General features: G+C 70.6%; 26 protein-coding genes. 15 read left to right on the top strand and 11 right to left on the bottom strand.

The window, feature by feature from the left end; translation table 11 throughout:
* Positions 1–3: 3 nt before the first annotated feature.
* Positions 4–3,138 carry a BTAD domain-containing putative transcriptional regulator gene (locus tag ACIBF7_RS26470; RefSeq protein WP_397198389.1) on the top strand — a complete coding sequence of 1,045 codons (3,135 nt, stop codon included), beginning with the start codon at positions 4–6 and terminating at the stop codon, positions 3,136–3,138.
* A gap of 3 nt (positions 3,139–3,141) precedes the next feature.
* Here the strand turns inward: ACIBF7_RS26470 and ACIBF7_RS26465 are convergent, their stop codons facing one another.
* Positions 3,142–3,564 (bottom strand): SRPBCC domain-containing protein, encoded by a 423-nt coding sequence (locus ACIBF7_RS26465; protein WP_271275498.1) that lies wholly within the window; start codon positions 3,562–3,564, stop codon positions 3,142–3,144.
* A 90-nt stretch (positions 3,565–3,654) separates the two neighbouring features.
* Here ACIBF7_RS26465 and ACIBF7_RS26460 point away from each other — a divergent pair, with 90 nt between their 5' ends.
* From ACIBF7_RS26460 to ACIBF7_RS26450, 3 genes are all read left to right on the top strand, one after another.
* A complete protein-coding gene (locus tag ACIBF7_RS26460; protein ID WP_148034001.1) occupies positions 3,655–4,341 on the top strand; it encodes a helix-turn-helix domain-containing protein in 687 nt (228 codons plus the stop codon).
* 25 nt (positions 4,342–4,366) lie between these two features.
* Positions 4,367–4,594 carry a hypothetical protein gene (locus tag ACIBF7_RS26455; RefSeq protein ID WP_271275494.1) on the top strand — a complete coding sequence of 76 codons (228 nt, stop codon included), beginning with the start codon at positions 4,367–4,369 and terminating at the stop codon, positions 4,592–4,594.
* A 120-nt stretch (positions 4,595–4,714) separates the two neighbouring features.
* A complete protein-coding gene (locus tag ACIBF7_RS26450) occupies positions 4,715–5,533 on the top strand; it encodes an alpha/beta hydrolase (RefSeq protein WP_271275493.1) in 819 nt (272 codons plus the stop codon).
* Here the strand turns inward: ACIBF7_RS26450 and ACIBF7_RS26445 are convergent.
* The 5 genes from ACIBF7_RS26445 to recQ all read right to left on the bottom strand — a co-directional run bounded on the left by ACIBF7_RS26445 (position 5,519) and on the right by recQ (position 11,006).
* Complete coding sequence (locus ACIBF7_RS26445; protein WP_271275492.1) at positions 5,519–6,022, bottom strand: hypothetical protein; 504 nt, start codon at positions 6,020–6,022, stop codon at positions 5,519–5,521. The two genes, ACIBF7_RS26450 and ACIBF7_RS26445, sit on opposite strands and share 15 nt — an antisense overlap.
* Positions 6,023–6,090: 68 nt before the next feature.
* The gene (locus ACIBF7_RS26440; RefSeq protein WP_397198388.1) at positions 6,091–6,516 is read right to left on the bottom strand and encodes an SRPBCC family protein; all 426 of its coding nucleotides are present in this window, start codon (positions 6,514–6,516) and stop codon (positions 6,091–6,093) included.
* 9 nt (positions 6,517–6,525) lie between these two features.
* Positions 6,526–7,227: an aromatic ring-hydroxylating dioxygenase subunit alpha gene (locus ACIBF7_RS26435; RefSeq protein WP_397198387.1), complete on the bottom strand. Its 702-nt coding sequence runs from the start codon at positions 7,225–7,227 to the stop codon at positions 6,526–6,528.
* Positions 7,228–7,390: 163 nt separating this feature from the next.
* Positions 7,391–8,152 carry an SDR family NAD(P)-dependent oxidoreductase gene (locus ACIBF7_RS26430; RefSeq protein ID WP_397198386.1) on the bottom strand — a complete coding sequence of 254 codons (762 nt, stop codon included), beginning with the start codon at positions 8,150–8,152 and terminating at the stop codon, positions 7,391–7,393.
* A gap of 1,045 nt (positions 8,153–9,197) precedes the next feature.
* Positions 9,198–11,006 carry a DNA helicase RecQ gene (gene recQ, locus ACIBF7_RS26425; RefSeq protein ID WP_271275488.1) on the bottom strand — a complete coding sequence of 603 codons (1,809 nt, stop codon included), beginning with the start codon at positions 11,004–11,006 and terminating at the stop codon, positions 9,198–9,200.
* Positions 11,007–11,139: 133 nt separating this feature from the next.
* On the opposite strand from recQ, the gene ACIBF7_RS26420 reads away from it, so the two are divergent.
* The gene (locus tag ACIBF7_RS26420) at positions 11,140–11,385 is read left to right on the top strand and encodes a type B 50S ribosomal protein L31 (protein WP_364226210.1); all 246 of its coding nucleotides are present in this window, start codon (positions 11,140–11,142) and stop codon (positions 11,383–11,385) included.
* A gap of 69 nt (positions 11,386–11,454) precedes the next feature.
* Positions 11,455–11,658, top strand: a complete 204-nt coding sequence (locus tag ACIBF7_RS26415; RefSeq protein WP_397198385.1) for a DUF3040 domain-containing protein — start codon at positions 11,455–11,457, stop codon at positions 11,656–11,658.
* On the opposite strand, the gene ACIBF7_RS26410 is transcribed toward ACIBF7_RS26415, so the two are convergent.
* From ACIBF7_RS26410 to ACIBF7_RS26400, 3 genes are all read right to left on the bottom strand, one after another.
* Complete coding sequence (locus ACIBF7_RS26410; protein ID WP_148033992.1) at positions 11,629–11,886, bottom strand: DUF6343 family protein; 258 nt, start codon at positions 11,884–11,886, stop codon at positions 11,629–11,631. The genes ACIBF7_RS26415 and ACIBF7_RS26410 overlap by 30 nt on opposite strands.
* 17 nt (positions 11,887–11,903) lie before the next feature.
* Positions 11,904–12,608, bottom strand: a complete 705-nt coding sequence (locus ACIBF7_RS26405; protein WP_219545631.1) for a maleylpyruvate isomerase family mycothiol-dependent enzyme — start codon at positions 12,606–12,608, stop codon at positions 11,904–11,906.
* 93 nt (positions 12,609–12,701) lie between these two features.
* Positions 12,702–13,442, bottom strand: a complete 741-nt coding sequence (locus ACIBF7_RS26400; RefSeq protein WP_148033990.1) for a hypothetical protein — start codon at positions 13,440–13,442, stop codon at positions 12,702–12,704.
* Positions 13,443–13,627: 185 nt separating this feature from the next.
* On the opposite strand from ACIBF7_RS26400, the gene ACIBF7_RS26395 reads away from it, so the two are divergent.
* Complete coding sequence (locus tag ACIBF7_RS26395) at positions 13,628–14,500, top strand: sugar kinase (RefSeq protein WP_148033989.1); 873 nt, start codon at positions 13,628–13,630, stop codon at positions 14,498–14,500.
* On the opposite strand, the gene ACIBF7_RS26390 is transcribed toward ACIBF7_RS26395, so the two are convergent.
* Positions 14,501–17,443: a discoidin domain-containing protein gene (locus ACIBF7_RS26390; RefSeq protein ID WP_397198384.1), complete on the bottom strand. Its 2,943-nt coding sequence runs from the start codon at positions 17,441–17,443 to the stop codon at positions 14,501–14,503.
* Between the two features lie 157 nt (positions 17,444–17,600).
* Between ACIBF7_RS26390 and ACIBF7_RS26385 the strand changes: the two genes are divergently transcribed.
* From ACIBF7_RS26385 to ACIBF7_RS26350, 8 genes are all read left to right on the top strand, one after another.
* Positions 17,601–18,590, top strand: coding sequence for a LacI family DNA-binding transcriptional regulator (locus ACIBF7_RS26385; protein WP_219545634.1), 990 nt, complete (start codon positions 17,601–17,603; stop codon positions 18,588–18,590).
* A gap of 93 nt (positions 18,591–18,683) precedes the next feature.
* Entirely contained in the window at positions 18,684–20,024 is a 1,341-nt protein-coding gene (locus tag ACIBF7_RS26380; RefSeq protein ID WP_364226220.1) for an extracellular solute-binding protein, read from the top strand.
* A 3-nt stretch (positions 20,025–20,027) separates the two neighbouring features.
* On the top strand, positions 20,028–20,894 hold the full coding sequence (locus tag ACIBF7_RS26375; protein WP_219545636.1) for a carbohydrate ABC transporter permease: 867 nt from the start codon (positions 20,028–20,030) through the stop codon (positions 20,892–20,894).
* A complete protein-coding gene (locus ACIBF7_RS26370; protein WP_364226224.1) occupies positions 20,891–21,823 on the top strand; it encodes a carbohydrate ABC transporter permease in 933 nt (310 codons plus the stop codon). The genes ACIBF7_RS26375 and ACIBF7_RS26370 overlap by 4 nt, the downstream gene beginning before the upstream one ends.
* Before the next feature lie 2 nt (positions 21,824–21,825).
* Positions 21,826–23,337 (top strand): glycoside hydrolase family 13 protein, encoded by a 1,512-nt coding sequence (locus tag ACIBF7_RS26365; RefSeq protein ID WP_397198383.1) that lies wholly within the window; start codon positions 21,826–21,828, stop codon positions 23,335–23,337.
* A gap of 24 nt (positions 23,338–23,361) precedes the next feature.
* On the top strand, positions 23,362–23,889 hold the full coding sequence (locus ACIBF7_RS26360; RefSeq protein ID WP_364226230.1) for a carboxymuconolactone decarboxylase family protein: 528 nt from the start codon (positions 23,362–23,364) through the stop codon (positions 23,887–23,889).
* Between the two features lie 194 nt (positions 23,890–24,083).
* Complete coding sequence (locus ACIBF7_RS26355; protein ID WP_364226233.1) at positions 24,084–24,407, top strand: hypothetical protein; 324 nt, start codon at positions 24,084–24,086, stop codon at positions 24,405–24,407.
* Between the two features lie 28 nt (positions 24,408–24,435).
* Positions 24,436–25,530 carry a HigA family addiction module antitoxin gene (locus ACIBF7_RS26350; RefSeq protein WP_397198382.1) on the top strand — a complete coding sequence of 365 codons (1,095 nt, stop codon included), beginning with the start codon at positions 24,436–24,438 and terminating at the stop codon, positions 25,528–25,530.
* A gap of 85 nt (positions 25,531–25,615) precedes the next feature.
* Here ACIBF7_RS26350 and ACIBF7_RS26345 read toward each other — a convergent pair whose 3' ends face one another.
* Entirely contained in the window at positions 25,616–26,140 is a 525-nt protein-coding gene (locus ACIBF7_RS26345; protein ID WP_364226239.1) for an NUDIX domain-containing protein, read from the bottom strand.
* Between the last annotated feature and the right edge of the window lie 72 nt (positions 26,141–26,212).

The raw sequence follows: 26,212 nt of genomic DNA, 5'->3' as shown, positions 1-26,212 counted from the left end.
GGCATGCGTTTCGGGGTGCTGGGCCCGCTGGCCGTCTGGACCGACGCGGGAGAGCCCGTGACGGTGCCAGGGCTCAAGGTGCGCGCGCTCCTCGCCGACCTGCTCGTGCACGACGGGCGGCCGGTCTCCACCGACCGCCTGCTCGACGACCTGTGGGGCGACGACCAGCCCGGCAACCCGACGGGCGCCCTCCAGGTGCGGGTCTCCCAGCTGCGCAAGGCGCTGGAGGACGCCGAGCCGGGCGGCAAGCACCTGGTCGTCTCCAAGGCCCCCGGCTACCAGCTCGCCGCGGGCAAGCAGGTCGACGCCGCCCGCTTCACCGACCTGCTCGCGCGCGCCGAGACCGCCGACGACCCGCGCACCCGCGCCGGCCTGCTCGCCGACGCGCTCGACCTGTGGCGGGGCCCCGCCTACGCCGACTTCGCCGACGAGGAGTTCACCAGGGCCGCCGTCGTGCGGCTGGAGGAGCAGCGCCTCACCGCGCTGGAGCTGCGCGCCGAGGCGCGGCTGGAGCTGGGCGAGCACGGGCTGCTGGTGGGCGAGCTGGGCGACCTCGTCTCCCGCCACCCGCTGCGCGAGCGGCTGCGGGCCGCCCACATGCGCGCCCTCTACCGCGCGGGCCGCCAGAGCGAGGCGCTGGCCGGCTACGCGGAGCTGCGCGAGCGGCTCGCCGAGGAGCTCGGCCTCGACCCCGGCCCCGAGCTGGCGGCCCTGCACCAGGCGATACTCGGCCAGGACCCGGCGCTGAGCGGCCCCGCCGAGCGCCCGGCCACCAACCTGCCCGCCTCGCTCAGCAAGCTCATCGGCCGGGGCGACGCGCTGGCCGAGGTGCGGTCGCTCGTGCGGGAGGAGCGGCTGGTCACCCTCACCGGCACCGGCGGGGTCGGCAAGACCCGGCTGGCGCTGGAGGTGGCCGGCGAGCCGGCCGAGGAGTTCCCCGACGGGGCGTGGCTGGTGGAGCTGGCCCCGCTCGACCGGCGCACGGCGTCGCTGCCCGAAGCCGTCATGGCCGCGCTCGGCATCCGCCAGGACGACGCCGCCGCGCCCGCCGACCGGCTGGCCGACGCGCTGCGGGCCCGCCGGATGCTGCTCGTGCTCGACAACTGCGAGCACGTCGTCGAGCAGGCCGCCGAGCTGGCCGCGCGGCTGCTGCGCGCCGCCCCCGGCCTGCGCGTCCTCGCCACCAGCAGGGAGCCGCTGGCGGTCGACGGCGAGGTGCTGTGGGCGGTGCCGCCGCTCAACCTCCCCGCCAGCACCGACCTGGCGGTCATGGCCAGGTCCGACGCGGTGCGGCTGTTCGTGGCGCGGGCGGCGGCGTCGGCGCGCGGGTTCGCGCTGAACGCGGGCAACGCGCAGGCGGTGGCGCAGCTCTGCCGCCGGCTCGACGGCATCCCGCTGGCGCTGGAGCTGGCCGCCACCCCGGTGCGGGTGCTCGGCGTGCGGGGCGTGGTGGACCGGCTCGACGACCGGTTCAAGCTGCTCGCCTCCGGCCGGCGCGGCGCGCCCGCCCGCCAGCAGACGCTCATGGCCGTCATCGGCTGGAGCTGGGACCTGCTCACCGAGCCCGAACGGGCGGTGCTGCGGCGGCTGGCCGTGCACGCCGACGGCTGCACCATCGAGGCCGCCGAGGCGGTGAGCCCCGATGAGGACGTGCTCCACCTGCTGGCCCGGCTGGTTGACCGGTCGCTGGTGGTGGTCGTCGACGGCGCCGCGGGCGTGCGCTACCGGCTGCTGGAGTCGGTGGCCGAATACTGCCTCGCCCGCCTCGCCGACGCGGGCGAGCTGGAGAGCGCGCGAGCCGCGCACGCCCGCCACTACCTGGCCCTCGCCGAGCAGGCCGCGCCACACCTCTACGGACACGAGCAGCGGGCCTGGCTGCAGCGGCTCGACCAGGAGGGCGCCAACCTGCGCGCCGCCCTCGACACGGCCGTGGAGCAGGGCATGACGGACGTCGCGCTGCGGCTGGTGAACGCGCTGGCGTGGTATTGGTTCCTGCGCGGCCGGCTCGCGGAGGGCCGGCGGTCCCTGGAGACGGCGCTGGCCGCGGCCGGGTCCGACGGCGGTGACGCGGCCGCCCGCGCCGCGGGGTGGCTGGCCGGGTTCACCGCGCTGCTCGGCGAGGAGGTCGACTGGGAGCCGGTGTTCGCCCGGATCGACGACCGCGCCGCGCGGGCCAGGGCCACGCTCTTCGTCGGCCTGGTCGTCCTCGACCTGCCGTCGAGCGAGGAGCTCGTGGGCAGGGCGCTGAAGGAGTGCCGCGCCCTCGGCGACCGGTGGGGCGTCGCCGCCGCGCTCAGCAGGCAGGCCAGGACCGCCTTCGCCACCAGCGACCTGGAGACGCTCAAGGAGGTCGGCGAGGAGAGCGCCCGGATCTTCCGCGAGCTGGGCGACCGCTGGGGCCTGCTCCAGGCCACCGAGTGGCTCGCCGGGATGGCCCAGACGGTCGCCGACGGCGAGCGCGCCAAGGAGCTGTTCGCCGAGGGTCTCCACATGGCCGAGGAGCTGGGGCTGTGGCCCGAGGTCGCCCGGCGCACCTCGTGGCTCGGCTGGCTGGCCATGTACGAGGGCGACCACGCGCGCGCGATGGAGCTGTGCGGCAGGGCCATGCGGCTGGCCGTCTCCCACGGCTACCAGGAGGGCCGGATGATGTCGGAGATGGGGCTCGCCTTCGCCGCCCAGAAGGCGGGCGAGCTCGACCTGGCGGAGCGGCACCTGCTCAACCTGCTCGACGGCGTCCCGCGCGGCCCCGGCGTCGAGCCCGCCCTGCACCTGCCGACCACCCTGGGCGCGCTCGGCTACGTCACCGAGCAGCGCGGCGACTGGGCCGCCGCGCTGGCGCTGCACCGTGAGGCCTACGACGCGTGCCGCAAGCTGGGCGACCCGCGCACCACCGCGTTCACCGTGGAGGGCATGGCCAGCGCGCTGGCCGCCGGCGGCTCCCACCTGGCCGCGGCCCGCCTGCTCGGCCTCGCGGCGGCGGCCCGCGCCCGGCACCGCACGCCGCCGGTGCCCTCCGAGCAGGAGGAGATCCAGCGGGTCGCCGAGGCGTGCTGGGAGGCGCTGGGCGAGCCGGCGTACGCGGCCGCGTACGCCGAGGGTGGCAAGCTGGAGCTGGACGAGGCGACCGCGGCGCTCTGACCGTCAACCGGTCAGGTGCTCGTCGAGCCGGTCGAAGAACTCCATCCAGCCCTGCCTCGACTCCTCGCCCGCGTTCGCCCCGTGCTCGCGGAAGGTCATCGCGGTCCTGCCGTCGTCGTCCGCCAGCCCGACCGTCAGCACCGAGACGGGATCGTCCGGTTCGCCGGTGGTGAAGACGAGCCGCGCGGGCGGCGCCACCTCGCGGTAGGCGCCGTCGAACGTCACCTCGAAGCCCTCCTCGGCGGTCAGCGTCACCTGCCATCGGCCGCCCGGACGGGCGTCCAGGACGATCCGGTCCACCGGCGCGGCCATGAACCGCGGCCCGAACCACCGGGCGAACCGCTCCGGCGTGGTCCAGGCGGCGAACACGTCCTCGCGGGGCACGTCGAACACGCGGATGATCTCGTACGAGGCGGTCTGCGTCATGGTGGCCTCCCTCTCCATGTCGGCGAGGGCCCACCATGACCGGGCGGGCTTACGATCCACTTCATCCGGTCTTAAGGCTAGGCTGCGCGGGTGGACAGCGCAGAACTCAAGGAACGCGTACGCGAGCTGCGGGCCGAGGGCCGCTCGCCCAAGGAGATCGCCCGCGCGCTCAAGGTGCCGCCGTCGGCCGTCGCCCCGCTGGTGCGGGCCATCGCGGCCGAGAACGCCGGCGGCGGGGACGACCGTGAGGCCGAGCTGATCGGCTGCTGGATGAGCGTCGGCTGGAGCAACGGACTCGGCGTCGACCCCGCCCGAGGCTGGACCGACGAGGCGCCCGACGCCGAGGGCGGCAAGGTGTCGGTGCTGGTGGTGCGGCGTCACAACTGGGACAAGCTGACGGTCGTCGGCTGCCTGGCCGACGTCTACTGCACCGGCATCAAGCACATCATCGGGCCCGACGTGGTCGACGAGCGGGAGCTGCGCCGGTTCAGGGAGTTCTTCTTCTCCGACTACAAGGGCTTCCAGGAGGTGCCCGTCGAGCTGGCGCGCCACCTGGTGTTCGGCGCCGACGACTACGCCCGCTCGCTGGGCGTCGAGTCGCACGAGGAGATCGGGCAGCTCTCCGGCCTGCTGGGCGACTGGGAGGGGCCATCGGCGATCACGTTCGGCCGCCGGGGCAGGCCCTACTACGTGCCGGACACGTACGACGACCCGCAGAAGGTCGTCCACATCCTGCGCCGCAAGCTCTCCTACGACGAGTTCGACTACGACATCTAGCTCTTCTCGCCGGAGAACCTCTCCCATGGCGGCGCCGATCCGCGCCCACGAGACGCCCCGGTCGCGCAGCCGGTCGACCCAGACCTGGAGGTTGGCGTCGACCTGGGCGCTGACGGCGGCGATGCGCGGCAGGAAGTCGAGGATCTCCTGGTCGGACATGGTGTCCGGCCAGGGGATCTCGGCGGTGGACGACGACTCGCGCGGCATCTCCAGCACGGCGTTGCACAGCCCGACGCACTCGTCGCAGATGTAGACGCCGGCGCCGGCGATCATCTTGCCCACCTCGTCCTTGGCCCCTCCGCTTCCCGATACGGTGGCGCTACCCGCCTGGCACAGTGCCCCCCGCCGGGGCGTACGCACGAAGGAGCGCGACATGGCCGAGTCACGGGAGCACAGGTTCGTCGGCACGCGAGGTGAGAACGTCGTGCGCGAGTGGCCGAACGAGCGGCCCCGCTACGTCGCCGTCCTCGTGCACGGCTACGGCGAGCACATCGGCCGGTACGAGCACGTGGCCGACGCCCTCGTGCGCCACGGCGCCGCCGTCTACGGCCTCGACCACATGGGACACGGCAAGTCGCAGGGCGAGCGGGTGCTGATCGAGGACTTCGAGGACGTGGTGACCGACGTGCACGCGGTGGACGAGCGCGTCCGCGCCGACCATCCCGGCGTGCCCGTCGTGCTGATCGGCCACTCGATGGGCGGCCTGATCGCCGCCCGCTACGCGCAGCGCTACGGCGACAGTCTGGCCGCGCTGGTGCTGTCCGGGCCGGTGATCGGCTCCTGGGAGGTCATCCCGCAACTGCTCGCGCTCGACCCGATCCCGGAAGTGCCGATCGACCCGGCCACGCTCTCCCGCGACCCCGCCGTCGGCGTCGCCTACGCCGAGGACCCACTGGTGTGGCACGGCGCGTTCAAGCGGCCCACGCTGGAGGCGCTCGCCACCACCATCGAGGTCATCGCCAAGGGCGGCACCTTCGGCCCGCTGCCGACGCTGTGGATCCACGGCTCCGACGACCGGCTCGTCCCGCTGTCGGGCACCCGGCCCGGCATCGAAGCCGTCAAGGGCGGCGACTTCACCGAGATCATCTACCCGGAGGCCCGTCACGAGGTCTTCAACGAGACGAACAAGGACGAGGTGCTGGCGGACGTGACGACGTTCGTCGACCGCGCCCTCGCGTCACGCCACCCGTAGCCAGGCGTGCCCCGAGCCCTGGGTCCTGGACAGCTCCACCTTCCAGCACCCGGGCGCGGGGAACACCCACCCGGTGCCCCACTCGTAGCCGGGCCGCCGCCAGTTGGACCCGCCGTGGTCCTCCAGCCAGACGAGCTTGGCCCGCTTCCCGCCGGGCCCCGTCGCGGAGACCTTGAGCGGGCCGTCCCCGGTCATCCGCCACACGATCTTCACCTCGGCCCCCGCCTCGAACGGCACCTCGGCGAAGAGCAGCCCCCACAGCTCGGCGTCCTCGGAAGTGCCCCGCACCTCGGTGAAGCCGTCGGCGGGAGTGAGCAGTTCGGTCCCGTTGCACGTCTCCCCGGTCTTCACGGCGCCGGCCACCGGCCCGTCCGCGCCCGGTGGAGGCGCGTGCGTGGACTCGCCCGTACCCGTCGTGCCCGCCGCGCACCCGCCGACGAGCACGACCACCGCCACCACCGCCACCACCGCCATCGCCAACGCCCGCACCGACGCTCCTCCCGGCCGTTCCGTCCATCCCTTCCTCTACACACGGACGGCCGGAAAGGTTCCTGCGTTCAGGGGGAGCGTTCGAGTTCGCGGCGGTAGGCGTCGAGGACGAGGCCGTGGAAGTGGTGGACCGCGTGCTCCGACAGGCCGGACCCGCCGGGATCGTAGACGATCTTTCCTTGGGTGAACGCGGGGCTGCGCATCCCGCGCTGGACGCTCTCCACCAGGGCGATGTCCTCCTTCTGGAGCACCTCGTCGATGTAGCGGATGCTGTCCACCTCGGCCTCGTCGGGCTCGGCCGTCTCCAGGTAGAAGTCCCAGGTCTCGCGGGTCCGCTCCGGGCCGTCGGGGACGATCTGCAGCACCATGAAGTTGCCCCGGCCGGGATAGCGCAGCAGGCAGGTGTTGGGCCACAGCCACCAGACCGCGTGCTCGGTGACCGTCGCCCCCGACACGTCGTAGGCGGAGTTCTCCGCCTTGCCGGCCTGGGCCATGTGGCTGGATCAGATCCCGTGGGTGGTGACCTCGTAGGTGCTCATGTCGACCAGGGACACGAAGTCCTTGTGCGCCACGTGGCAGTGGTAGCACTCCAGGAAGTTGTCGACGACGTTCTTCCAGTTGGAGGCGATGTCGTAGGTGAGCCGGCGGGCGAGGGTCAGCTTCGCCACGTCCGGCGCCCGCGCCAGGATCTCCGCCTCCAGGTCCCCGGCCTGTTCGGTCAGGGGCGCGGCCCCGGGATCGAGGTTGACGTAGACCATGCCGCCGAACTCGCCGGCCTGGACCTGGTTCAGGCATACGGCGGAGGCGTCGAACCCGGGCATGTCGCCGGTGTTGCGCGCCCGCCGCAACCGGCCGGTCAGGTCGTAGTTCCAGGCGTGGTACGGGCACACGATGCTGCGCCGGACACCGGACCCCGTCAGCAGTTCGTGCGCCCGGTGCTTGCACACGTTGTAGAACGCCCGCAGCGCGCCGGCCTCGTCGCGGACGGCGACGATCGGCAGGCCGGCGACCGTGCCCGTGACATAGCTCCCCGGCTCCCGCAGCTTCTCCACGTGACACAGCCACTGCCACGTACGAGCGAAGATCGCCCGCTGGTCGACGTCGGACCAGCGTGGATCGGTGTAGGCGTCTGCGTGCAGGGACATCGACAGGGCGGGGTCGGGGTCGTATCCGGTGGAGATGTGATCGAACGGATCAGGTGTCACCGTACCTCCAAGACCTGACACCAGCGCCCGGGATCCGCGTGGCGACACCCGAATCCGGCGCCAACTCAATCGAGGCTAATGATCCTTGAGGCGAATAATCAACCCTTTGATCACTTAATCGGCGGCCTCGCGGTTTTCCGCCCGTTTCGCAGGTGCTGCTGCCTCAATCCCGGGCCTCGGGGTCCAGCCCGAGCACCGAACGCCCCCCGTCCACCGGCAGCGTCACCCCGTTGACGAAGGACGCCTCCGGCGAGAGCAGGTACGCGACCGCCGCCGCGATCTCACCGGCCGTGGCCACCCTGCCGAGCGGATGCAGCCGCGCCATCTCCCGCTCGACCTCGGCCGCCGCCTCCGCCGGCTGCCCGGCCAGGAACTCCTCGTACCGTTCCGTTGCCACCGACCCGGGTGCGACGGCGTTGACCCGGATTCCCCGCTTGCCGTACTCGACGGCGAGCGCCCTGGTCAGCCCTTCTATCCCGGCCTTGGCCGTGGCGTACGGCAGGCTGCCCGGCACCGCGCGCCGGGCCTGGTGGGAGGTGACGTTGACGACGGCGCCGCCGGTGCCGGCATCCAGGAAGCGGCGCACGGCGACCGCGCAGCCGACGACCGCCAGGTCCAGGTTCGCCGCGATGAGTCCGCGTACCTCCTCGATGGGCGCGCTGTGCACGGAGGCGTCGCGGAAGACGGCGGCGTTGTTCACCCAGCCGGCCAGCGTGCCCGCCTCCTGCGCCAAGTCGGCGGCGCGGCCCGCGACACCCTCGTCCGCCGCGTCGCCGACCACCCCGACCACCCGCTCGTCGGCCCAGCCCAGCGCATCGGGGTCGCGCTCCACGACCACCACCGTGTGCTTCTCTCCCAGCAGGCGCTCCACGACAGCCCGGCCGATCCCTCTGCCTCCACCGGTCACCACATACGAAAGGCTCATGATTGGACGATATGTGGATCTAGCCCTCATCTCTTGCAGGCAGCGCCAACGGGCCCCAAGCATGGGCTTCACCCATCAGCGCTCCGCGCCGGACAGCTCAGGCTGCGCCCCTTTGGGGGGCGCGCCCCCCAAACCCCCATCTCAGACCCCGCTTCGCCGCTTCGTATGAAACCTGGCCCTCGACTCCTTGCAGGGAACAGCCTGCAAACCCCGCTGAAGCAGGTCATCAACGTGCTTCACCGGCGGGTGTGTCGAGTCGTCCGTGCACTCGTGGCCGGAGACTCCGGCGTGAGCCGCAGGGGGGCCCAGACGGTCCGGCCGTATCCGTCGCCGTGCACACCCCAGCGGGTGGTGAGTTGCTCGACGAGATGGAGGCCGCGGCCGTTCAACTCGTGGTCCTGGGCCTGGTGCAGGCGAGGGACCGATGGGCCGCCTTGGTCGAGGACGGCGAGGACCACCAGGTCGTGGCCGGTGTGGACGGCGATGCCGAAGATGCCGCTCGCTGTACCGCTGAGGGAGTGGCGACATGGGGCTTGTCCTGGCTGGGACAGCGTCTCAGGAGCTGAGACCACCATCCGGCTCGACGGTCTGAGCAGCCGGTTCATGGATGGGGGAGATCCCTGCCAAGCTTCGGACCTCCACGCCGAGAGCTTCCACACCCGATCCGCGATCTACCACCTCACATCCGGGGGTGCAGGGGGCCGGGAGGCCCCCGCCAAGGGGTGCGGGGAGCTCGGCTCCCCGCTGAGAGGAGCCCGAGCCGGTCCGCGCGGAGCGCGCCTCCCGGCGAGGACCATGCCTGGGGCAGACCGGCAAGGGCCATGCCTGGGGCAGACCGGCAAGGGCCACGCCCGGGGCGGACCTGCGAGGAGCACGCCCGGGGCGGACCGGCAAGAGCCAGGCCCGGGGCAGACCTGCGAGGAGCACGCCTGGAAAAGACCGGCAAGCATCACGCCCGGGGCAGACCGGCAAGGACCACGCCCGGGACAGACCGGCAAGGACCACGCCCGGGACAGACCGGCAAGGGCCACGCCCGGGACAGGGGTCAGGAGTCGGACAGGGTGGCCAGGACCTGGTCGCCGTACTTGGCCAGTTTGTTCTCGCCCACCCCGCTCACCGTGCCCAGCTCCTCCAGTGACGACGGCCCCAGCGTCGCGATCTCACGCAGCGTGGCGTCGTGGAAGATGACGTAGGCCGGGACGCCCTGCTCCTTGGCCGTGGCCGCGCGCCAGGCCCGCAGCCGTTCGAAGATGGGGGCCGCCTCCGGGGGCAGGTCGGCCGCCGGGCGGGACTTCGGGGCCGACGCGGCCTTGGCCGGGCGGCGGGGGTCGCGGCGCAGGCGGACCTCGTGCTGGCCGCGCAGCACCGCCGCGCTGGCGTCGGTCAGGACGAGGGCGCCGTAGTTGGGCTCGACCGCGAGCAGGCCCTGCGCCAGGAGTTGCCGGGCCACGCCGTGCCATTCGGCGTTGCCGAGCTCGGTGCCGATGCCGAAGACGGTCAGCGAGTCGTGGCCGTGCTGCAGGACCTTGGCCGTCGTCTTGCCGAGCAGGATGTCGACGATCTGCCCCACGCCGAACTTCTGTCCCCGCTCGCGGGCCAGCCGCAGCACCGTGGAGAGCACCTTCTGCGCCGGCACGGTACCGTCCCAGGACTCGGGCGGCGTCTGGCAGGTGTCGCAGTTGCCGCACGGGGAGCCGCCCGGCTGGCCGAAGTAGTCGAGCAGCATGACCCGCCGGCACGTCACGGTCTCGCACAGGGCGAGCATCGCGTCGAGGTGGAGGGCCTGGCGGCGGCGGTGCTGCTCGTCGCCTTCGAGGGCCATGCGCCGGTGCTGGACGACGTCCTGCAGGCCGTACGCCATCCACGCCGTGGCGGGCAGCCCGTCGCGCCCGGCCCGCCCGGTCTCCTGGTAGTAGCCCTCGACGGACTTGGGCAGGTCGAGGTGGGCCACGAAGCGCACGTCGGGTTTGTCGATGCCCATGCCGAACGCGATCGTCGCCACCACGACCAGCCCTTCCTCGCGCAGGAAGCGGGCCTGGTGGTGGGCGCGGGTGCGGGCGTCGAGGCCGGCGTGGTAGGGGAGCGCGGGGATGCCGTTCTCGACCAGGAACGCGGCGATCTTCTCGGCCGACGAGCGCGACAGGCAGTAGACGATGCCGGAGTCGCCGGGGTGCTCGGCGCGGAGGAAGTCGAGGAGCTGCCGCTTGGGCTCGCTCTTGGCGGTGATCCGGTAGTGGATGTTGGGGCGGTCGAAGCCGGCGACGAAGTGGCGGGCCTCGCCCTCGCGCAGGCCGAGGCGCTCGGCGATCTCGGCGTGGGTGGCCGGGGTGGCGGTGGCGGTCAGCGCGATGCGCGGCACCTCGGGCCACTGGGCGTGGAGCTCGGACAGCGCCAGGTAGTCGGGCCGGAAGTCGTGGCCCCACTGGGAGACGCAGTGGGCCTCGTCGATGGCGAACAGCGAGATCGCGCCCTTCTTCAGCAGCCGCACCGTCGACTCCAGCCGCAGCCGCTCGGGCGCGAGGTAGAGCAGGTCGAGCTCGCCCGCCAGGAACTCGGCCTCCACCAGCTGCCGCTCGTCGAAGTCCTGCGTCGAGTTGAGGAACCCGGCCCGCACCCCGAGCGCGGTGAGCGCGTCCACCTGGTCCTGCATGAGCGCGATCAGCGGCGAGATGACCACGCCCGTCCCGGGCCGGACGAGCGCGGGGATCTGGTAGCACAGCGACTTGCCGCCGCCGGTCGGCATGAGCACGAGCGCGTCGCCGCCCGCCGCCACATGCTCGATGATCTCCTGCTGCCCCGGCCGGAACGTGTCGTAGCCGAACACGCGGTGCAGGACCTCGGTGGCTGTATTCATGCGGCTACCTTACGTGTTCGGAATCGCTCTCGAGCCGGGTTCGCCCACGGCGATCGTAGCCGCTGCGCATCGTCCTCCCTTGCCCCTTTCGCGGCGTGGGAATGAAAACCGTTCCCATCTGGTTGACGGGCACATGAAGAAGAACCTGCATCCCGCGTACCGTCCCGTCGTCTTCCGCGACCCGAGTGCCGGGGTCGCCTTCCTCACCCGGTCCACCGCGACCGGCACGGCCACCGTGGAGTGGGGGGACGGCCGCACCTACCCGGTGATCGACGTCGACGTGTCGTCGGCGAGCCACCCCTTCTACACCGGCCGCGGCCGCGTCCTCGACAGCGCGGGCCGGGTCGAGCGCTTCAACAAGCGTTACAGCAGGCCATGACCCCGTACTGAACGGCCCGTCCCTGGGTAGCAGGGGCGGGACCGGCGGTGGGAGCGGTGGTGATGGCATATGGCCCTGTCGGAGCGGGAGCGCCGCATCCTTGAGGAGATCGAGGATGCCCTGGAACGCGACGACCCCAAGCTCGCCAGGCGCGTGTCGGGGGTCGCCTCCGGGGCGGGCCGTCTCCGGAGGCTGCTCCTGAGTGGCTGGTTCATGGTCGCGGTCATCGTCGTGACAGTCGCCCTACTGGTGCTGGCGGTCGCGCTGGCGTGAGAGGCGGCGCTGGATGATGACCAGGTCGACGGCGGCGAAGACCGCGACGGCCGCCGCGATCGCGGCCTCCCATGCCCACACCTGCTCGCCCGTGCTCATCGCCTGCGTGATGAAGTAGACCGCCGCCGCGGTGCCCAGCACGAGCGCGGCCAGGGACAGGATCCGCCGCAACCGGTAAGGGCTGCGCGCGGTCAACGGCTCCGTTCCCGCGCGGTTGCGCAGCCACATGGGGATTCACACTCCTCTCAGGCGAGACAACGCAGCGCCGACACGAGCCGCGGGCTGAGCCCGTTGCCCGGAGGGAGCCGGCCCACCGTCGCCTCGACGAAGTCCGGATAGGACAAGCTGGCTTCGGCGTCGCCGAAGTGCACCCAGATCTGCTCGGCCGTCTGCTCCACCTGAACGCTCGGGTCCTGCTCGGCCAGCGCGAACCGGCCGACCGCGACCCGCCAGAACGTGCGGTCGTCCGCCTCGTCCGGGCGGACGGGCGCGCCCACGTCGTCGGCGTGCGTGGCGTACTCGGAGTCGTAGTGGAAGGCCTGCTCGCCCACCGGATAGGGCCCGGCCATGGTCTCCAGGAGGGCGTCGCGGCCGAGCGCGCGCATGCGGCGTCGGGTGTCGCCGTTCTTGTCGCGCCACTCCCGCAGCACCTCTTCGACGGGCAGGTCACGCCGCTGACGGACGCACCACTCGTTGAACTCGTTGTAGCCGCCGATGCCCTCCGCCTCCATCAGCAGCCGCAGCTCGCCGAGGGTGCCGTCGAGGCAGGCCTGGTTGTAGAGCTCCTCGCCGGCCAGGTGGCCGAGCACGTCGCGGACGGTCCATCCGGCGGCGCGGGAAGGGCGCCGCCAGCCCTCCTCGTCCAGGCCGGAGAAGAACCAGTCCAGCCGGGACGCCTCGGCGTCGAAGATGTCGAACGGGTCGTACTCGCGCAGCAGATCCTCTGGCATATCCGGTCGCTACCCGCAGGATCCCGGAACTCACCGGGCCCGGGCACGGCGAAGGCCCGGCCGGAGCCCGGCCGGGCCTTCACTCAGTGGTGCTTACCGGCGCCAGCTGTAGACGCGCACGTAGTCGGTGCGGCTGGTGGCGTCGTCGAGCTTCCTGTCGCCCTTGAAGACGGCCTTGTAGCTGCCGCTACGGTAGGCGCGGTCCTTGGCGTAGAACTTGCCGTGACGGTCGGTGCGGTCGGAGGCGACCCACTTCCAGCCACTGGAGCCGTTGGCCTTGTAGTAGACGTGGACCTTCTCGTAGCCCACGGCGCGCCAGTGGTCACCGCGCTCGGCCAGCAGGCGGCCGGAGAAGTAGACCGACTTGCCCTTGCGGACCTTCGACGGCGAGGCGTCGAAGCTCAGCCGGGTGTCGGCCTTGCTCCAGCCCTTGCGGACGTCGACGTAGAAGAACGACGTGTCGTGGGCGACACGCTTGCCCTCCTTGTCGAAGGCGGTGGCGATGGCCTTCCACTTGCCTTCGGGGTCGTGCGAGGTGAACGGCACCGAGAAGAGCCAGTTCTCCAGGGGCTTGACTTCCTTGCCCCGCAGGGTGCGGAACTTGCTGTCGGCCGGCTCGACGCTGAGCTCGACCTTCTCGACGTCGGAGCTGGCGCCCACCTTGAAGCGGGCGACGGTCTCGCTGCCGTGCTTGACGACGACAGGGTTCGGCGAGACATCGAGGATCTCGACCTTAGGCGCCTTGGTGGTGGTGGCGGCGACGGCGCTGCCACCAGACATCAGCATGGTCCCGCCCGCGAGAGCGGCGACCAGGCCTACGGCGATCTTTCGCATGAGGGTGCTTCTCCCCGTAAATCTTGTGGCACCGGCCCGGGATGACCGGTTCCCTTTACTGCTTAGAGCCACACTAAGGGGGAAAGGTTCGCTAAAGTTACGGAAAAATTTTGATCACGGTGGTCACCTGCACTGATGGAAAAAAATCCGTTTTGAGGCCACCTGACCGACTAGGCTCGGAGCCCATGACCGACGTCTACACCCTCGGAGAGGCGCTCGGGGTGGTCTCCAGCGGCCGGGTCCGCCACGAGACCGAGGCCAGGCTGGACATCTGCGGCCCCGAGTTCACCCTGGCCGTGGCCCTGGCGCGGCTCGGTCACCGGTGCGCCTTCGCCGGCAAGGTCGGTTCCGATGAGCTGGGCGCCCGGGTGCTGACGGTGCTGCGCGGCGAGGGCGTCGACGTCACCGACACGCGCGTCACCGAAGGGGTGCCGACCGGGCTGCTGCTGCGCGACGCGCGGGTGGGCCGCGAGCCGCTCGTCACCCACTACCGCGCCGGCTCGGCGGGCTCGACGCTGTCACCCGGCAACGTGCCGATCGACCGGGTCGGCGCCGCGCGGATGTTGCACGTCACCGGCGTCACCGCGGCTCTGGGCAGGGATCCGCACGACGCCGTGCTGGCCGCCGTGAGCGCGGCCAAGAGCGCGGAGGTGCCGATCTCGTTCGCCGTCGAGTACCGCCCCGAGCTGTGGGCGTCGGTGCGCGAGGCGGAGGAGGTGCTCACCGAGCTGGCCTGCCAGTCGCACCTGCTCTTCGTCCGCCAGGACGAGCTGGACCTCGTCAAGCCCGCGCTCACCCCCGAACGCGAGGTCGTGGTCGCCCGCGGCGCCAAGGGCGCGAGCGTGCGGGCCGACCGGATGCGCTACGACGCCCCCGGCCCGCAGACGCCGGTGGTCGACTACGGCGGGGCCGGGGACGCGTTCGTGGCCGGTTACCTCAGCGCGGCCCTGGACGGGCTGACCCCGCCGGAGCGCCTGGGGCGCGCGACGCAGCTGAGCGCCGCCGCCGCGTCCACCGCCAGCGACTGGCAGGGCCTGCCGGCCAGGGGCGAGCTGTAGCTACTCGATGTTCAGGGTGAACGTCGAGGTGGTGTTCTTGATGTTCTGCGCGTTGTCGGCGAAGCGCAGGCCGCGGAACGTGGCCGAGCCGACGGCCGGGCCCTGACCCTGCTCCGGCAGTTCGTTGACCCAGATGCCGAAGCCCGACTTGGCGTCGTAGGCGTCGCCGCTCCTGCGCGCCCCGGTGATCGACACGTCCGTGAAGACGGTGTCGGTGACCGGGTTCACCGGCCGCGCGCCGTCGTACATGGTCTGGAACATGATCCCGCTGTACGTGGGATCGACGATGTCCAGATTGCTGACCCGGATGCCCTGGAACGTCTTCGACGCCGAGAACAGCCACATCGCCGGGAAGGTCTGCGCGCCCCAGAAGTGGCCGCCGGCCCGGACGAGCGAGATGTTCTCGAACCGGGTGGGCGGGTTCGCCCCGAAGCCGTGCATGGGGTAGCCGAAGTCGAGCGAGCTGATCGTGACGCCCGAGTAGACCAGCGTGTCGGCCACGTAGATGTCGCGGAAGGTGTTGCCGTACCCGCCGTAGACGGCCACGCCCGCGGCCCGCCAGGTGAGCAGCGAGGTCAGGCTCTCGTAGACGTTGCCGTGCTGCTCACCCGCGTTGTTGTCGGTGGCGGAGAACAGGGCGAAGCTGTCGTCGCCGGTAGACCGGGTCTCCACGTGGGTGACGTGGTTGCCGGTGCTGCCGTTGGTCATGTTGAGCCCGTCGGCGAACACGTTCCTGATCCGCGAGTTCCTGATCGTCATGTCGTCCGTGTTCGAGCCCCAGTACATGCAGACCTGGTGCTCCACCCACAGGTTCTCGATCGTCATGTCCGCCACGTTCGTGAAGTCGAACACCTTGCCCGGCCCGTCGATGCGCGAGGTGTAGTTGCCGAAGTAGGCGAAGCCCGCGAACGTCGAGCCGTTGGCCGTCGCGTCCGCGCGGAAGCCGACGTCGGTGTTCGACTGCCCGGCCGGCGCGTGGAAGCGGGTGTACCAGGGCCCGGCGCCGACGATCCTGACGGCCTTCCCGTACACCTGGAACTTGCCCGTCGTCTGGTAGCCGCCCGGCGGCAGGTAGACGCCGGTGAGCGCGCTGTCCATGCGGGCCCGGTCGAGCGCGTTCTGCACGTCCTGGTGCCCGAACCCGGTCGGTACGGCGTACTTCGCCGGGTCGGGGTTGCCGATGGGGGAGACCTGCTCGAAGTCGACGAAGTCGATCGTGTAGGTGGAGGTGTTGGCCGCGTCCTTCTGCAGCCTGATCTTGCGGCCCGCCGGGACCGTGGTGTCCAGCATCAGGTTGGCCTCGTCGTAGACGTGCCGCGGCGGGCCGGAGCCGGGGTTGTTGTCCGGGCTCGCCTCGGGGCCGTACAGCCAGGCGAAGCGCGAGGTCAGGTTGATCGCCTTGTGGAAGGCGCCGTCGACGTACACGTTCAGCGTCGCGTCGAGGCCGCCGCCGCCCGGCGCGTCCGGGATCGAGAAGCGGGTGACGAGCGTGTTCGTGGCCGCCTTGGTGGTGAACTCGACGTAGGAGCCGGTGGCGGCGAGCGTCACCGCGCGGCGGCCGGACGCCTCCCCGGCCAGGTCGCCGATCGTCCTGTTCGGGCCGATCCGGGTGGCGCCGCCGCCGACGACCGCCTCCTCGGCCTCGTACGTGTCGTACGGCATGTTCGCGCCCCTGCCGATGGACAGCGGGTGCGTGCTGGTGTTGTTGTCCCGCTTGTCAGGCAGTTCCCTGGGGTCGTCGGCGAGCACCACGCGGACCGTGTGCCGGCCGTCGGCCGCGGTCCAGGTGCCGAGCGGGACCGGGGCGGTGGTGGCTCCCGGCGCGATGACGCCGCTGGCGGAGCCGGTCAGCGTGCGGACGGTCGCGCCCGAGCCGTCGAGCACGGCGAGCGTGATGCCGTGCGAGCCGGTGCTGGAGGCGATGGTGCCCTGGTTCCTGATGGCGACGGTGAAGGTGACGGTGTCGCCGGGGTCCGGGTTGCCCGGGGTCCAGCCGACGTCGGCGACCAGGTCGGCGGTGTCGGGGAGCGGGACGGCCGTGCCGAACACCTGGAACTCGGCCACCTGCCCGCCGGGCGCGCCGGAGTTCGCGGTGATCCGCAGCCGCACGTCGGCGGCCCGCGCGGTGACCGGGATCGTCACGCTGTTGCCGGTGGCGGGGTCGAAGACGTACGCGGCGGGCGCGACGAGGCGGGAGAAGCCGGCGGCGCCCCGCGCGCGGCCGAGCACCTCGACGGTCTGGGTGCGCCTGGCCCAGACCGCGTCCGGGTTCAGCTTGAGCACCACCGAGGTGAGGTCGGCGTCGCCGCCGAGCGCGACGGTCAGCGTGTTCGGGTAGGTCTGGCCCTCCCAGTACGTCCTGACGTCACCGTCGTTGGCGTTGCCGGCCACGTACGTGTGGGTGTGCGAGGAGGCGGCGATCCCCTTGCCGGCGGCCAGGTTCGTGCCCGGCTCCGGGTCGGGGCCGGGGCCGCCGCTCTCCCCGTACACCTCGAACTCGGCGAGCTGGGCGGCGGGCCAGCCGGTGTTCGCGGTGAACAGCAGCCGGACGTACCGGGCGCTGCCGCTCAGCGTGATCGTGGCGGACGGCGCGAAGCCGTACGTGGCCGACGGCTTGAGCGTGGTGAAGCCGGAGCCGTCCGCGCTGCCCTGGACGGTGAGCGTCTGGGTGCGGCTCGGCCAGCCGGCGGGCAGCTTGAGGGTGAGTCCGGTGAGCGTGGCGGCGGCGCCGAGGTCCACCTGGACCCACTGCGGGAACTGGCCGTTGGCCGACTCCCAGTAGGTGGCCTGGTCGCCGTCGGTGACGTTGGCGGCCCGGTAGACGTCGGTGAAGCCGCTCGCGGTGGCGGCCTTCCCGGCGGCCAGATTGGTGGCGGCGGCGGCCGGGGGCGGGGCGATGAGGAGTCCTAGGACGAGGGTCAGGGCGGCTAAGAGTGCGCGCATGGGGGGTGGCCCTTCGCAGGAGTACAGTTGGCCGCACCATAGGCTTTCCAGCAGATGTGAGCAATATCTCGACTGGATTGCGCAAGAAATGAATGCTGCTGTGATGCTCACGTAAGTACTTGCAATGGTTTGCGCTGACAGTCGTATAGTTTGCGTCATGACGCGACGACTCGCAGAGGTGGCCAAGAAGGTCGGGGTGAGCGAGGCGACCGTGAGCCGCGTGCTCAACGGCAAGCCGGGGGTGTCCGACGCGACCCGGGAGGCGGTGCTCACCGCCCTCGACGTGCTCGGCTACGAGCGCCCCACCCAGTTGCGCGGCGACCGTGCCCGGCTGGTCGGCCTGGTCCTCCCCGAGCTGCAGAACCCGATCTTCCCCGCGTTCGCCGAGGTCGTCGGCGGCGCCCTGGCCCAGCAGGGGTTCACCTCCGTGCTCTGCACCCGCACGGTCGGCGGCGTCTCCGAGGCCGACTACGTCGATCTGCTGCTCCAGCAGCAGGTCAGCGGCGTGGTGTTCGCCGGCGGCCTGTACGCGCAGGCCGACGCCGCGCACGGCCACTACGAGCTGCTGCACGAGCGCAAGCTGCCCACGGTCCTGGTCAACGCCGCCGTCGGCCACCTGGACTTCCCGCAGGTGTCGTGCGACGACGTGGTGGCGGCCGAGATCGCGCTGGGCCACCTGCGTGCCCTCGGCCACGAGCGGATCGGCATGGTGCTCGGCCCCAGGGACCACGTGCCCTCGCGGCGCAAGCTGGAGGCGTTCCAGGCCGGGGGCGGCGACGCGGACCTGGTCGAGCACACCATGTTCTCCCTGGAGGGCGGGCACGCGGCGGCCGCCCGGCTGGTCAGGCGCGGGGTCACCGCCGTCGTGTGCGCCAGCGACCTGCTCGCGCTCGGCACGATCAGGGCCGCCCGCCGCGCCGGGCTGAGCGTGCCGCGCGAGGTGTCGGTGGTCGGCTTCGACGACTCGGCGCTGATGAACTGCACCGAGCCGCCGCTCACGACGGTCCGCCAGCCGATCGACGCGATGGGCCGGGCCGTCGTCGACCTGCTGGTGGCGCAGATCGACAAGGCCGTCGTGCCCGCGGACGAGCTGCTGTTCGAGCCTGAGCTGGTGGTGCGCGCCTCCACGGCGCGAGTCCGTACGTGATGTAGTCGTTATCTTGCAATCTTCAGTCTGAATATTGCGGAGATAAGTCGCTGATCCTATGGTGTGGGCAATTCGCATCAGAAGGGTCAGATCATGAAGAGATCCGCTGGGCTCTTAGTCGCATCCGCGCTCGGACTCGCCGCCTGCGGCTCCGGGCAGCAGGCTCCCCCGGCGGGCGGGGCCGACCAGGTCACCATCACCGTCGCCTGCCAGCCCGCCAAGTCCGCGCCCAAGGAGCGCCAGGCGTGGGACGACGACGTGGCCGCGTTCATGAAGGCGAACCCCGGCGTCACCGTCAAGAGCACCGACCAGCAACCCTGCTTCGACCCCAAGACGTTCGGCCCCAAGCTCGCCGGCGGCCAGATGGAGACCGTCTTCGTGGTCCCCGTCACCAACTACGACGACGTGATCAGGCAGGGGCAGGCCCTCGACATCACCGCGTACACCGGCGAGATCAAGAACTGGGACGACCTGCGCCAGGACGTGCGCGACCTGGTGACCAAGGACGGCAAGGTCTACGGCGTGCCCAACGTGCACTACGGCGTCGGCCTGGTCTACAACCGCAAGCTGTTCGCCGAGGCCGGCCTCGACCCCAACACGCCGCCTGCGACCTGGGCCGAGATCCGCGAGGCCGCCAAGAAGATCGCCGCGCTCGGCCCCGGCCACGTCGGCTACGGCGAGTACTCCGGCGGCAACACCGGCGGCTGGCACTTCACCCAGGCCATCTACGGCCGCGGCGGCAGCATCCTGACGGACGACGGCAAGAAGGCCGCCTTCAACTCGCCCGAGGGCAGGGCCGTCCTGCAGACGCTGCACGACATGCGCTGGGTCGACGACAGCATGGGCACCAAGCTCCTGGTCGGCTGGGAGTCGCTCATGGTGGCGATGGGCAGCGGCAAGGTCGGCATGATGCTCGGCGCCCCCGACGTGGTCACCGACGTGGTCGGCAAGTTCAAGGGCAGCGTCGCCGACTACGGCATCACCGGCTTCCCCGAGGCCAAGGCGTCGCTGAGCGGCGGCGAAGCGTTCATGATCAACCCCAAGGCCACGCCCGAGGAGGCGAAGGCGGGCATGCGGTGGCTCGACTTCCGCTTCAACACCGTCGGCAAGGGCCGCTTCGACTTCGCCCGCGGCAAGGCCATCGGCAACCCGGTCGGCGTCCCCGACAACGCGGTCTACGGCGACTCGCCCACCGGCCAGGCCATCCAGGCCGACCGGGTGAAGAACGCCTCCCTGCCGGTCGAGAACTACGACCCGTACGTCAAGGCCTCCGCCGCCATCCCGCCCAAGGCCGAGCCGGTCCACGCCCAGGAGATCTACGCGATCCTCGACGTGGCCATGTCCGGCGTGCTGTCCGACAAGGACGCCGACATCGACAAGCTGCTCGCCGACGCCGAGACCAAGGTGAACGCCGTGCTGGCGGCCAAGGGCTGACCCATGGCTGTTCTGAGGCGCAACCTGACGGCCTACGGGTTCCTGTGCGCGGCGCTGTTCTGCTTCGCGGTGTTCGCCTGGTATCCGATGATCAGAGAGTTCATCCTGAGCTTCCAGGAGACGAACCTGATCGATCCGCCCACCTGGGTGGGGCTGGACAACTTCGAGTACGCCGTGGGATACCCGGGCTTCACCGAGGCCTGGATCGCCACCCTGCAGTTCACGTTCCTCGCGCTGGTGTGCGGCTTCGCCGTGCCGTTCGTCGTCGCGCTCGTGCTCAACGAGCTGCGCCACGCCCGGGCCTATCTCAGGTTCGTGGTCTACCTGCCGGTCATGCTGCCGCCGATCGTCGCGGTGCTGCTGTTCAGGTGGTTCTTCGATCCGGGGCCCGGGCTGTTCAACCAGCTGCTCGGGCTGGTCAACCTGCCCGGCCTGGCCTGGCTCGACTCCCCGGCCACCGCGCTGATCTCCCTGGTCATCGTCTCGACCTGGATGAACATGGGCAGCGCGACCCTGATCTACCTGGCGGCGCTGCAGAACATCCCGCCGGAGCTGTACGAGGCGGCCGAGCTGGACGGGGCCGGGATCCTCAAGCGGATCAGGCACGTCACGATCCCGCAGACCAGGCTGATCCTGCTGCTCATGCTGATGCTGCAGATCGTGGCCACCATGCAGGTCTTCATCGAGCCGTACATGCTCACCGGCGGCGGGCCCGCGGGCTCGACCGTCACCGTCGCCTACATGATGTTCCAGTTCGCCTTCACGAACCAGAACTACGGCGTGGCCGGCGCGCTCGGCATGATGCTCATGATCGTGCTGCTCGTCTTCGCCGCGTTCCAGCTCCGGCTCACCCGGGAGGACAAGGCATGATCTCCGTCGGCGCCCGGGCCGCCGCCGGCCGCAGGCGGGCGGCCCGCCGCCCGAAACCCATCCACACCGGGCAGTTCCGTACGATCATCTCCCCGCTCCAGCTCAACAGCCGATGGGGACGGCGCGTCTACTGGGCCGTGCTCGTCACGGTCGTGGTGACCTTCACGCTGGCCTTCGTCTTCCCGCTCTACTGGATGATCACCGGCGCCATGAAGACGGGCGAGGAGATCGCCCAGATGCCGCCGACGCTCTTCCCCGCCGACCCCACCCTCGACGCCTACGCCGAGGCGTGGAACCTGTTCGACCTCGGCACGCTGCTGTGGAACACCGCCTACTACTCGCTGGGCGGCTGGATCTTCTGCATGCTCGTGGACGTGTCGGCGGCGTACGCGCTGTCGAGGCTGCGGCCGATGTTCGGCGGGGTGATCCTGGGCGCGATGCTGGCCACGCTGATGATCCCGGCCATGGTCGTGCTGATCCCGCTCTACGTCACCGTCGTCGACCTCGGATTGTTGAACAATCCCTGGGGGCTGTGGTTCCCCGCGGCCGCCAACGGGTTCAACATCTTCCTGCTCAAACGGTTCTTCGACTCGATCCCGCGCGAGCTGATCGAGGCCGCGCGGATCGACGGCGCCGGCGCCTTCCGGGTGCTCTGGTCGGTGGTGCTGCCCGTGTCGAGGCCGATCCTCGGCGTGGTGTCGATCTTCACCATCGTCACCTCGTTCAAGGACTTCGTCTGGCCGCTGCTCGTCATGACCGACAGCGACAAGATGACGCTCAGCGTCGGCCTGTCGCAGACCGCCGGCATGGTCACGCAGAACGCCGTCATGGGCGGCCTGGTCGTCGCGAGCATCCCGACGATCATCGTCTTCTTCGTCTTCCAACGTCACATCATGGCGGGTCTCACCGCCGGATCTATCAAAGGGTGATCATGTCGAAAACGTGGTGGCGGGGGGCCGCGATCTACCAGGTCTACCTGCGCAGCTTCGCCGACGGCAACGGCGACGGCGTCGGCGACCTGGCCGGGCTCCGGTCCCGCCTGCCCTACCTGAAGGACCTCGGCGCCGACGCCATCTGGCTCAACCCGTGGTACCCGTCGCCGATGGCCGACGGCGGCTACGACGTGGCCGACTACCGCGGCATCGAGCCGGTGTTCGGCACGCTCGCCGAGGCCGAGACGCTGATCGCCGAGGCGCACGAGCTGGACCTGAAGATCATCATCGACGTTGTGCCGAACCACAGCTCCACGGCCAGCGACTGGTTCCAGCAGGCCCTGGCCGACCCGGCCGCCCGCGACCGGTTCTGGTTCCGCGACGAGCCGGGCGACTGGCAGTCGATCTTCGGGGGTCCCGCCTGGACGCAGGTGCCTGACGGGCAGTGGTACCTCCACCTGTTCGCCCCGGAACAGCCCGACTTCAACTGGGACAACCCGGAGGTGCACCGGGAGTTCGAGGACGTGCTGCGGTTCTGGTTCGACCGCGGCGTGGACGGCGTCCGCATCGACTCGGCCGCCCTGCTCCACAAGTCCGACACCGCGTGGGAGGACCTCGACCCCGTCCACGACGTCTACCGCCACTGGCGGACCATCGCGGACTCGTACGAGGACCGCGTGCTGATCGGTGAGCTGTGGCTGCCCGACCAGGAACGCTTCGCCCGCTACCTGCGGCCCGACGAGCTGCACACCGCCTTCAACTTCGACTTCCTGTCATGCCCCTGGGACCCGGAGGAGCTGCGCCGCGTCATCGACCTCACCCTCACCACGCACGCCACCGTCGGCGCCCCGCCCACCTGGGTCCTGTCCAACCACGACGTGACCCGCCCCGTCACCCGTTACGGCCGCGCCGACACCAGCTTCGCCCACGGCGGCGCCCTCCACGGCACCCCCTCCGACCCCGAACTGGGCTACCGCCGCGCCCGCGCCGCCGCCCTCCTGGCCATGGCCCTGCCCGGCGGCCTCTACGTCTACCAGGGCGAGGAGCTCGGCCTGCCCGAGGTCGAGGACCTGCCTGACGAGCTGCGCCAGGACCCCATGTACGCCCGGTCCGGCGGCACGAACCCCGGCCGCGACGGCTGCCGCGTCCCCCTGCCCTGGTCCGGCGACGAGCCGCCGTTCGGCTTCGGCGGGCCGTCGCCGTGGCTGCCGCAGCCGGAGAGCTGGCGCAAGCTCACGGCCGAGGCCCAGCTCGCCGACCTGGACTCGATGCTCAACCTGTACCGCACGGGGCTGCGCCTGCGCCGGGAGTGCTTCGGGGACGGGACGCTCGCCTGGCTCCCGTACGGGGACCGGGTGCTGGCCTTCACCCGCGACTCGGGCGTCACCTGCGTCGCCAACCTGGGCCCGGAACCCGTCCCGCTGCCGGACGGGGCGGTGCTCCTGGCGAGCGGCCGGCTGGAGGACCGCCTCCTGCCTCCGGACACCACCGCCTGGCTGCGCACCCCATGATCGGGGCGGGCTAGCATCGGTGCGGTGAAGCGCCTTCGCCCGATGCCGCCCGCCCAGCTCGACGCCGACGCCCGCGCCCTCTACGACCGCATCAACGCCGGCCCACGCGGCGCCTCGATGCTCGACGACCAGGGCGCGCTGGTCGGCCCCTTCAACGCCATGCTCCTCAGCCCCGCCCTGGGGGACCCCCTCCAGGAGCTGGGCGCCGCCATCCGCTACCGCTCGTCCATGACGGACCGGTGCCGCGAGCTGGCCATCCTGATCGTCGCCGCCCACTGGTCCAGCACCTTCGAGCTCCAGGTCCACGAGAAGATCGCCACCGGCCTGGGCTTCACCGACGCCCAGCTCGCCGCTGTCCGTACGGGAGAGCCGCTTGCTCTGGAGGACCCGGAGGAGGCCGCCGTCCTCCGCGTCACCCGCGCCCTCGTGACGAACGGGGACCTGGACGACGAGGAGTACACCCTCCTACCGGCGCCGGCCCTCTTCGAGCTGACCACGCTGACCGGCTACTACGCCACGCTGGCCCTCCAACTCCGCGTCTTCCGCGTCTGACCGCCTCTAGTCGTCGAGCTGTCTCCACGGTGGCGCCCGTGATGGCCGGCGCGGGGATGACTGAGCTTGATCATCTGTAGCCCGCTTGGGACTCCAGCTGACGATCCCTCTGATGATTACTTAAAGTGATGTTAATGTTCCTCTCCGTGGAGGGTCTCGTTTACCAAGTTGGTTAATAATGGGGGTCGGCGCAGATGGAGGTGTTCTATGCGAGCAGTCGCCTGGAGCTCCTGTGCCTGTCCGCCCGGGAGCTGGTCAGGGCCTATGGTCGTGAGGGGGCTCGCAAGGTGGGGCAACGTCTGCAGGCGCTGCGGGCTGCCGAGACTCTCGACGAACTCTTCACCATGCCAGGGCGGTGCCACCCCCTGCGAGGAACGTACGCCGACTGCTACGCCATGGATCTCCATCAGGGATGGCGGATGGTGTTCAGGCTCATGACGTCGGAGGAGAAGAAGGAACGGGGGATAGAGGAAGGGGCGGCAGCTCTGGTCATAGAGATCGTCGACTACCACGGCTGATCAACGCAGTTCGAGAGGAGCGTGAGGGATGGCGGCCATCGATTTTCACACGTCCGGCGTTCCCGATTACGCCGTGCCTCCAGGGGAGACGATCCGCGAGTTCCTTGACGATCTCGGTATGAGCCAGCGTGAGCTTGCGGCACGGCTCGGCCTGAGCCCGAAACACGTCAACCGACTCATTCAAGGGTTGGTGCCGCTGAGCAGCGATGTCGCTCAGCGGCTTGAATTGGTAACCGGCATGCCTGCTCGGTTGTGGAACCGTCTTGAGGCGGACTACCAGTCTGCGCAGCAGAGGCTGCGGCTTGAAGGCGAATTGGCGGCGGCGGTTCCTTGGGCGAGAAGCATGCCCGTTCGTGAGCTGGTCAGGCGAGGGATTCTTCCTGAAGAGCCCAAGGATGACCTTTCCCGCGTGCAGCAATTGCTGGCCCTGTTCGGTGTCGCTCACCTGTCCACGTGGCAGGATCTCTACGAAAGCCCCGTCGCGTCCTTCCGTCAGACCAGATCGTTCGAGGCCATCCCGAGCGCGGTCGCCGTGTGGCTCCGTCTCGGCGAGCTCGCTGCCCGTGATGTCGAGTGCCGGGAGTTCGACGCGGCAGGGCTTCGCGCTGCTCTGCCGCGGCTACGTCAGCTGACTACTCAGCCGCCCGGACTCATCGCCCCGATCATGCGTGACATCTGTGCCCGGCATGGTGTGGCCGTTGTCTTCGTACGCGAAATCACCGGCGCGCGGGCCAGTGGAGCCACCTGCTGGCTTTCCCCGGGTAAGGCCATGCTCCTGCTCAGCCTCCGGTATCGGACGGATGACCATTTCTGGCTCACCTTCTTCCACGAGATGGGCCATATCGTCCTGCACGGGAAGAACGACATCTGGATCGAGGACAGCGTGTCGGCCGATGACCCGAAGGAAGCGGAAGCGGATCGATTCGCCTCTGATCTCTTGATCCCGCGGACGCTTCTGCCCAGGCTGTCTTCTCTCAAGTCCCTTGGCTCGGTTGAGGAGTTCGCGCATGAACTGGGCATCGCGCCGGGGATCGTCGTCGGGCGCCTTCAGCACGACGGTTTCTGGCCTGCGAGCCAAGGCAACAGGCTGAAAAGAAAAGTGGATCTGGAGAGCGACTTCTAGGAGCATGTTCACTGGATGACGTCCTCGCCGAGTTCGGTTACCCCGCGAACAGCTGTAGATGATCCGGACGATGATGCGGCAGCGCCTACACCTCGGTGAGCAGGTAGAGCAGTGCGTTCATGCTTGTCCCGCTCACGATGTCGCGCTTGTCGATCAGTCGCCGGATCTCCGAGAGCGGCACCCACTCGATGCGCTCGGCCTCCCACGGCTCGGTGGGCGGGCCGATGTGCCGGGCGGTGTCGGCCCGGAAGATGTGGTGCTCGGAGTCGGAGATGCCGCTCGTCGGCTGGGTGTAGAGCAGCGGGCGCAGCGGGCCGGGACGCCAGCCGGTCTCTTCCTCGACCTCGCGGGCGGCGGCCGCGATCGGCTCCTCGCCCTCGTCGACCTTGCCGATCGGGATCTCCCAGCCCCACGTGTCGGTGATGAACCGGTGCCGCCAGATCAGCAGCACCCGGCCCCGCCCGTCGGTGACGACCGCACCGGCCCCGGGCGCCGTACGGATGAGCCGGTGATCGAGGTGTCTGCCGTCCGGCAACTCCACATCGGCCACCCGGACGTCGATCCAGCGGTCAGAGTAGAGCGGTTCTTCCGAGTGGACCTGCCAGCGCATGCGGCTGCTCCCAGCGTGGACGGCTGCGTCGGCACCACGCTACAAGGAACCCTGGTCACCTCAACGCGTTGA

It is taken from the genome of Nonomuraea sp. NPDC050478 (assembly GCF_044458265.1).
Taxonomy (GTDB): domain Bacteria; phylum Actinomycetota; class Actinomycetes; order Streptosporangiales; family Streptosporangiaceae; genus Nonomuraea; species Nonomuraea ferruginea.
The sequence above is the reverse complement of the archived record's forward strand: the minus strand, read 5'-3'. Positions and strand labels throughout refer to the sequence as shown.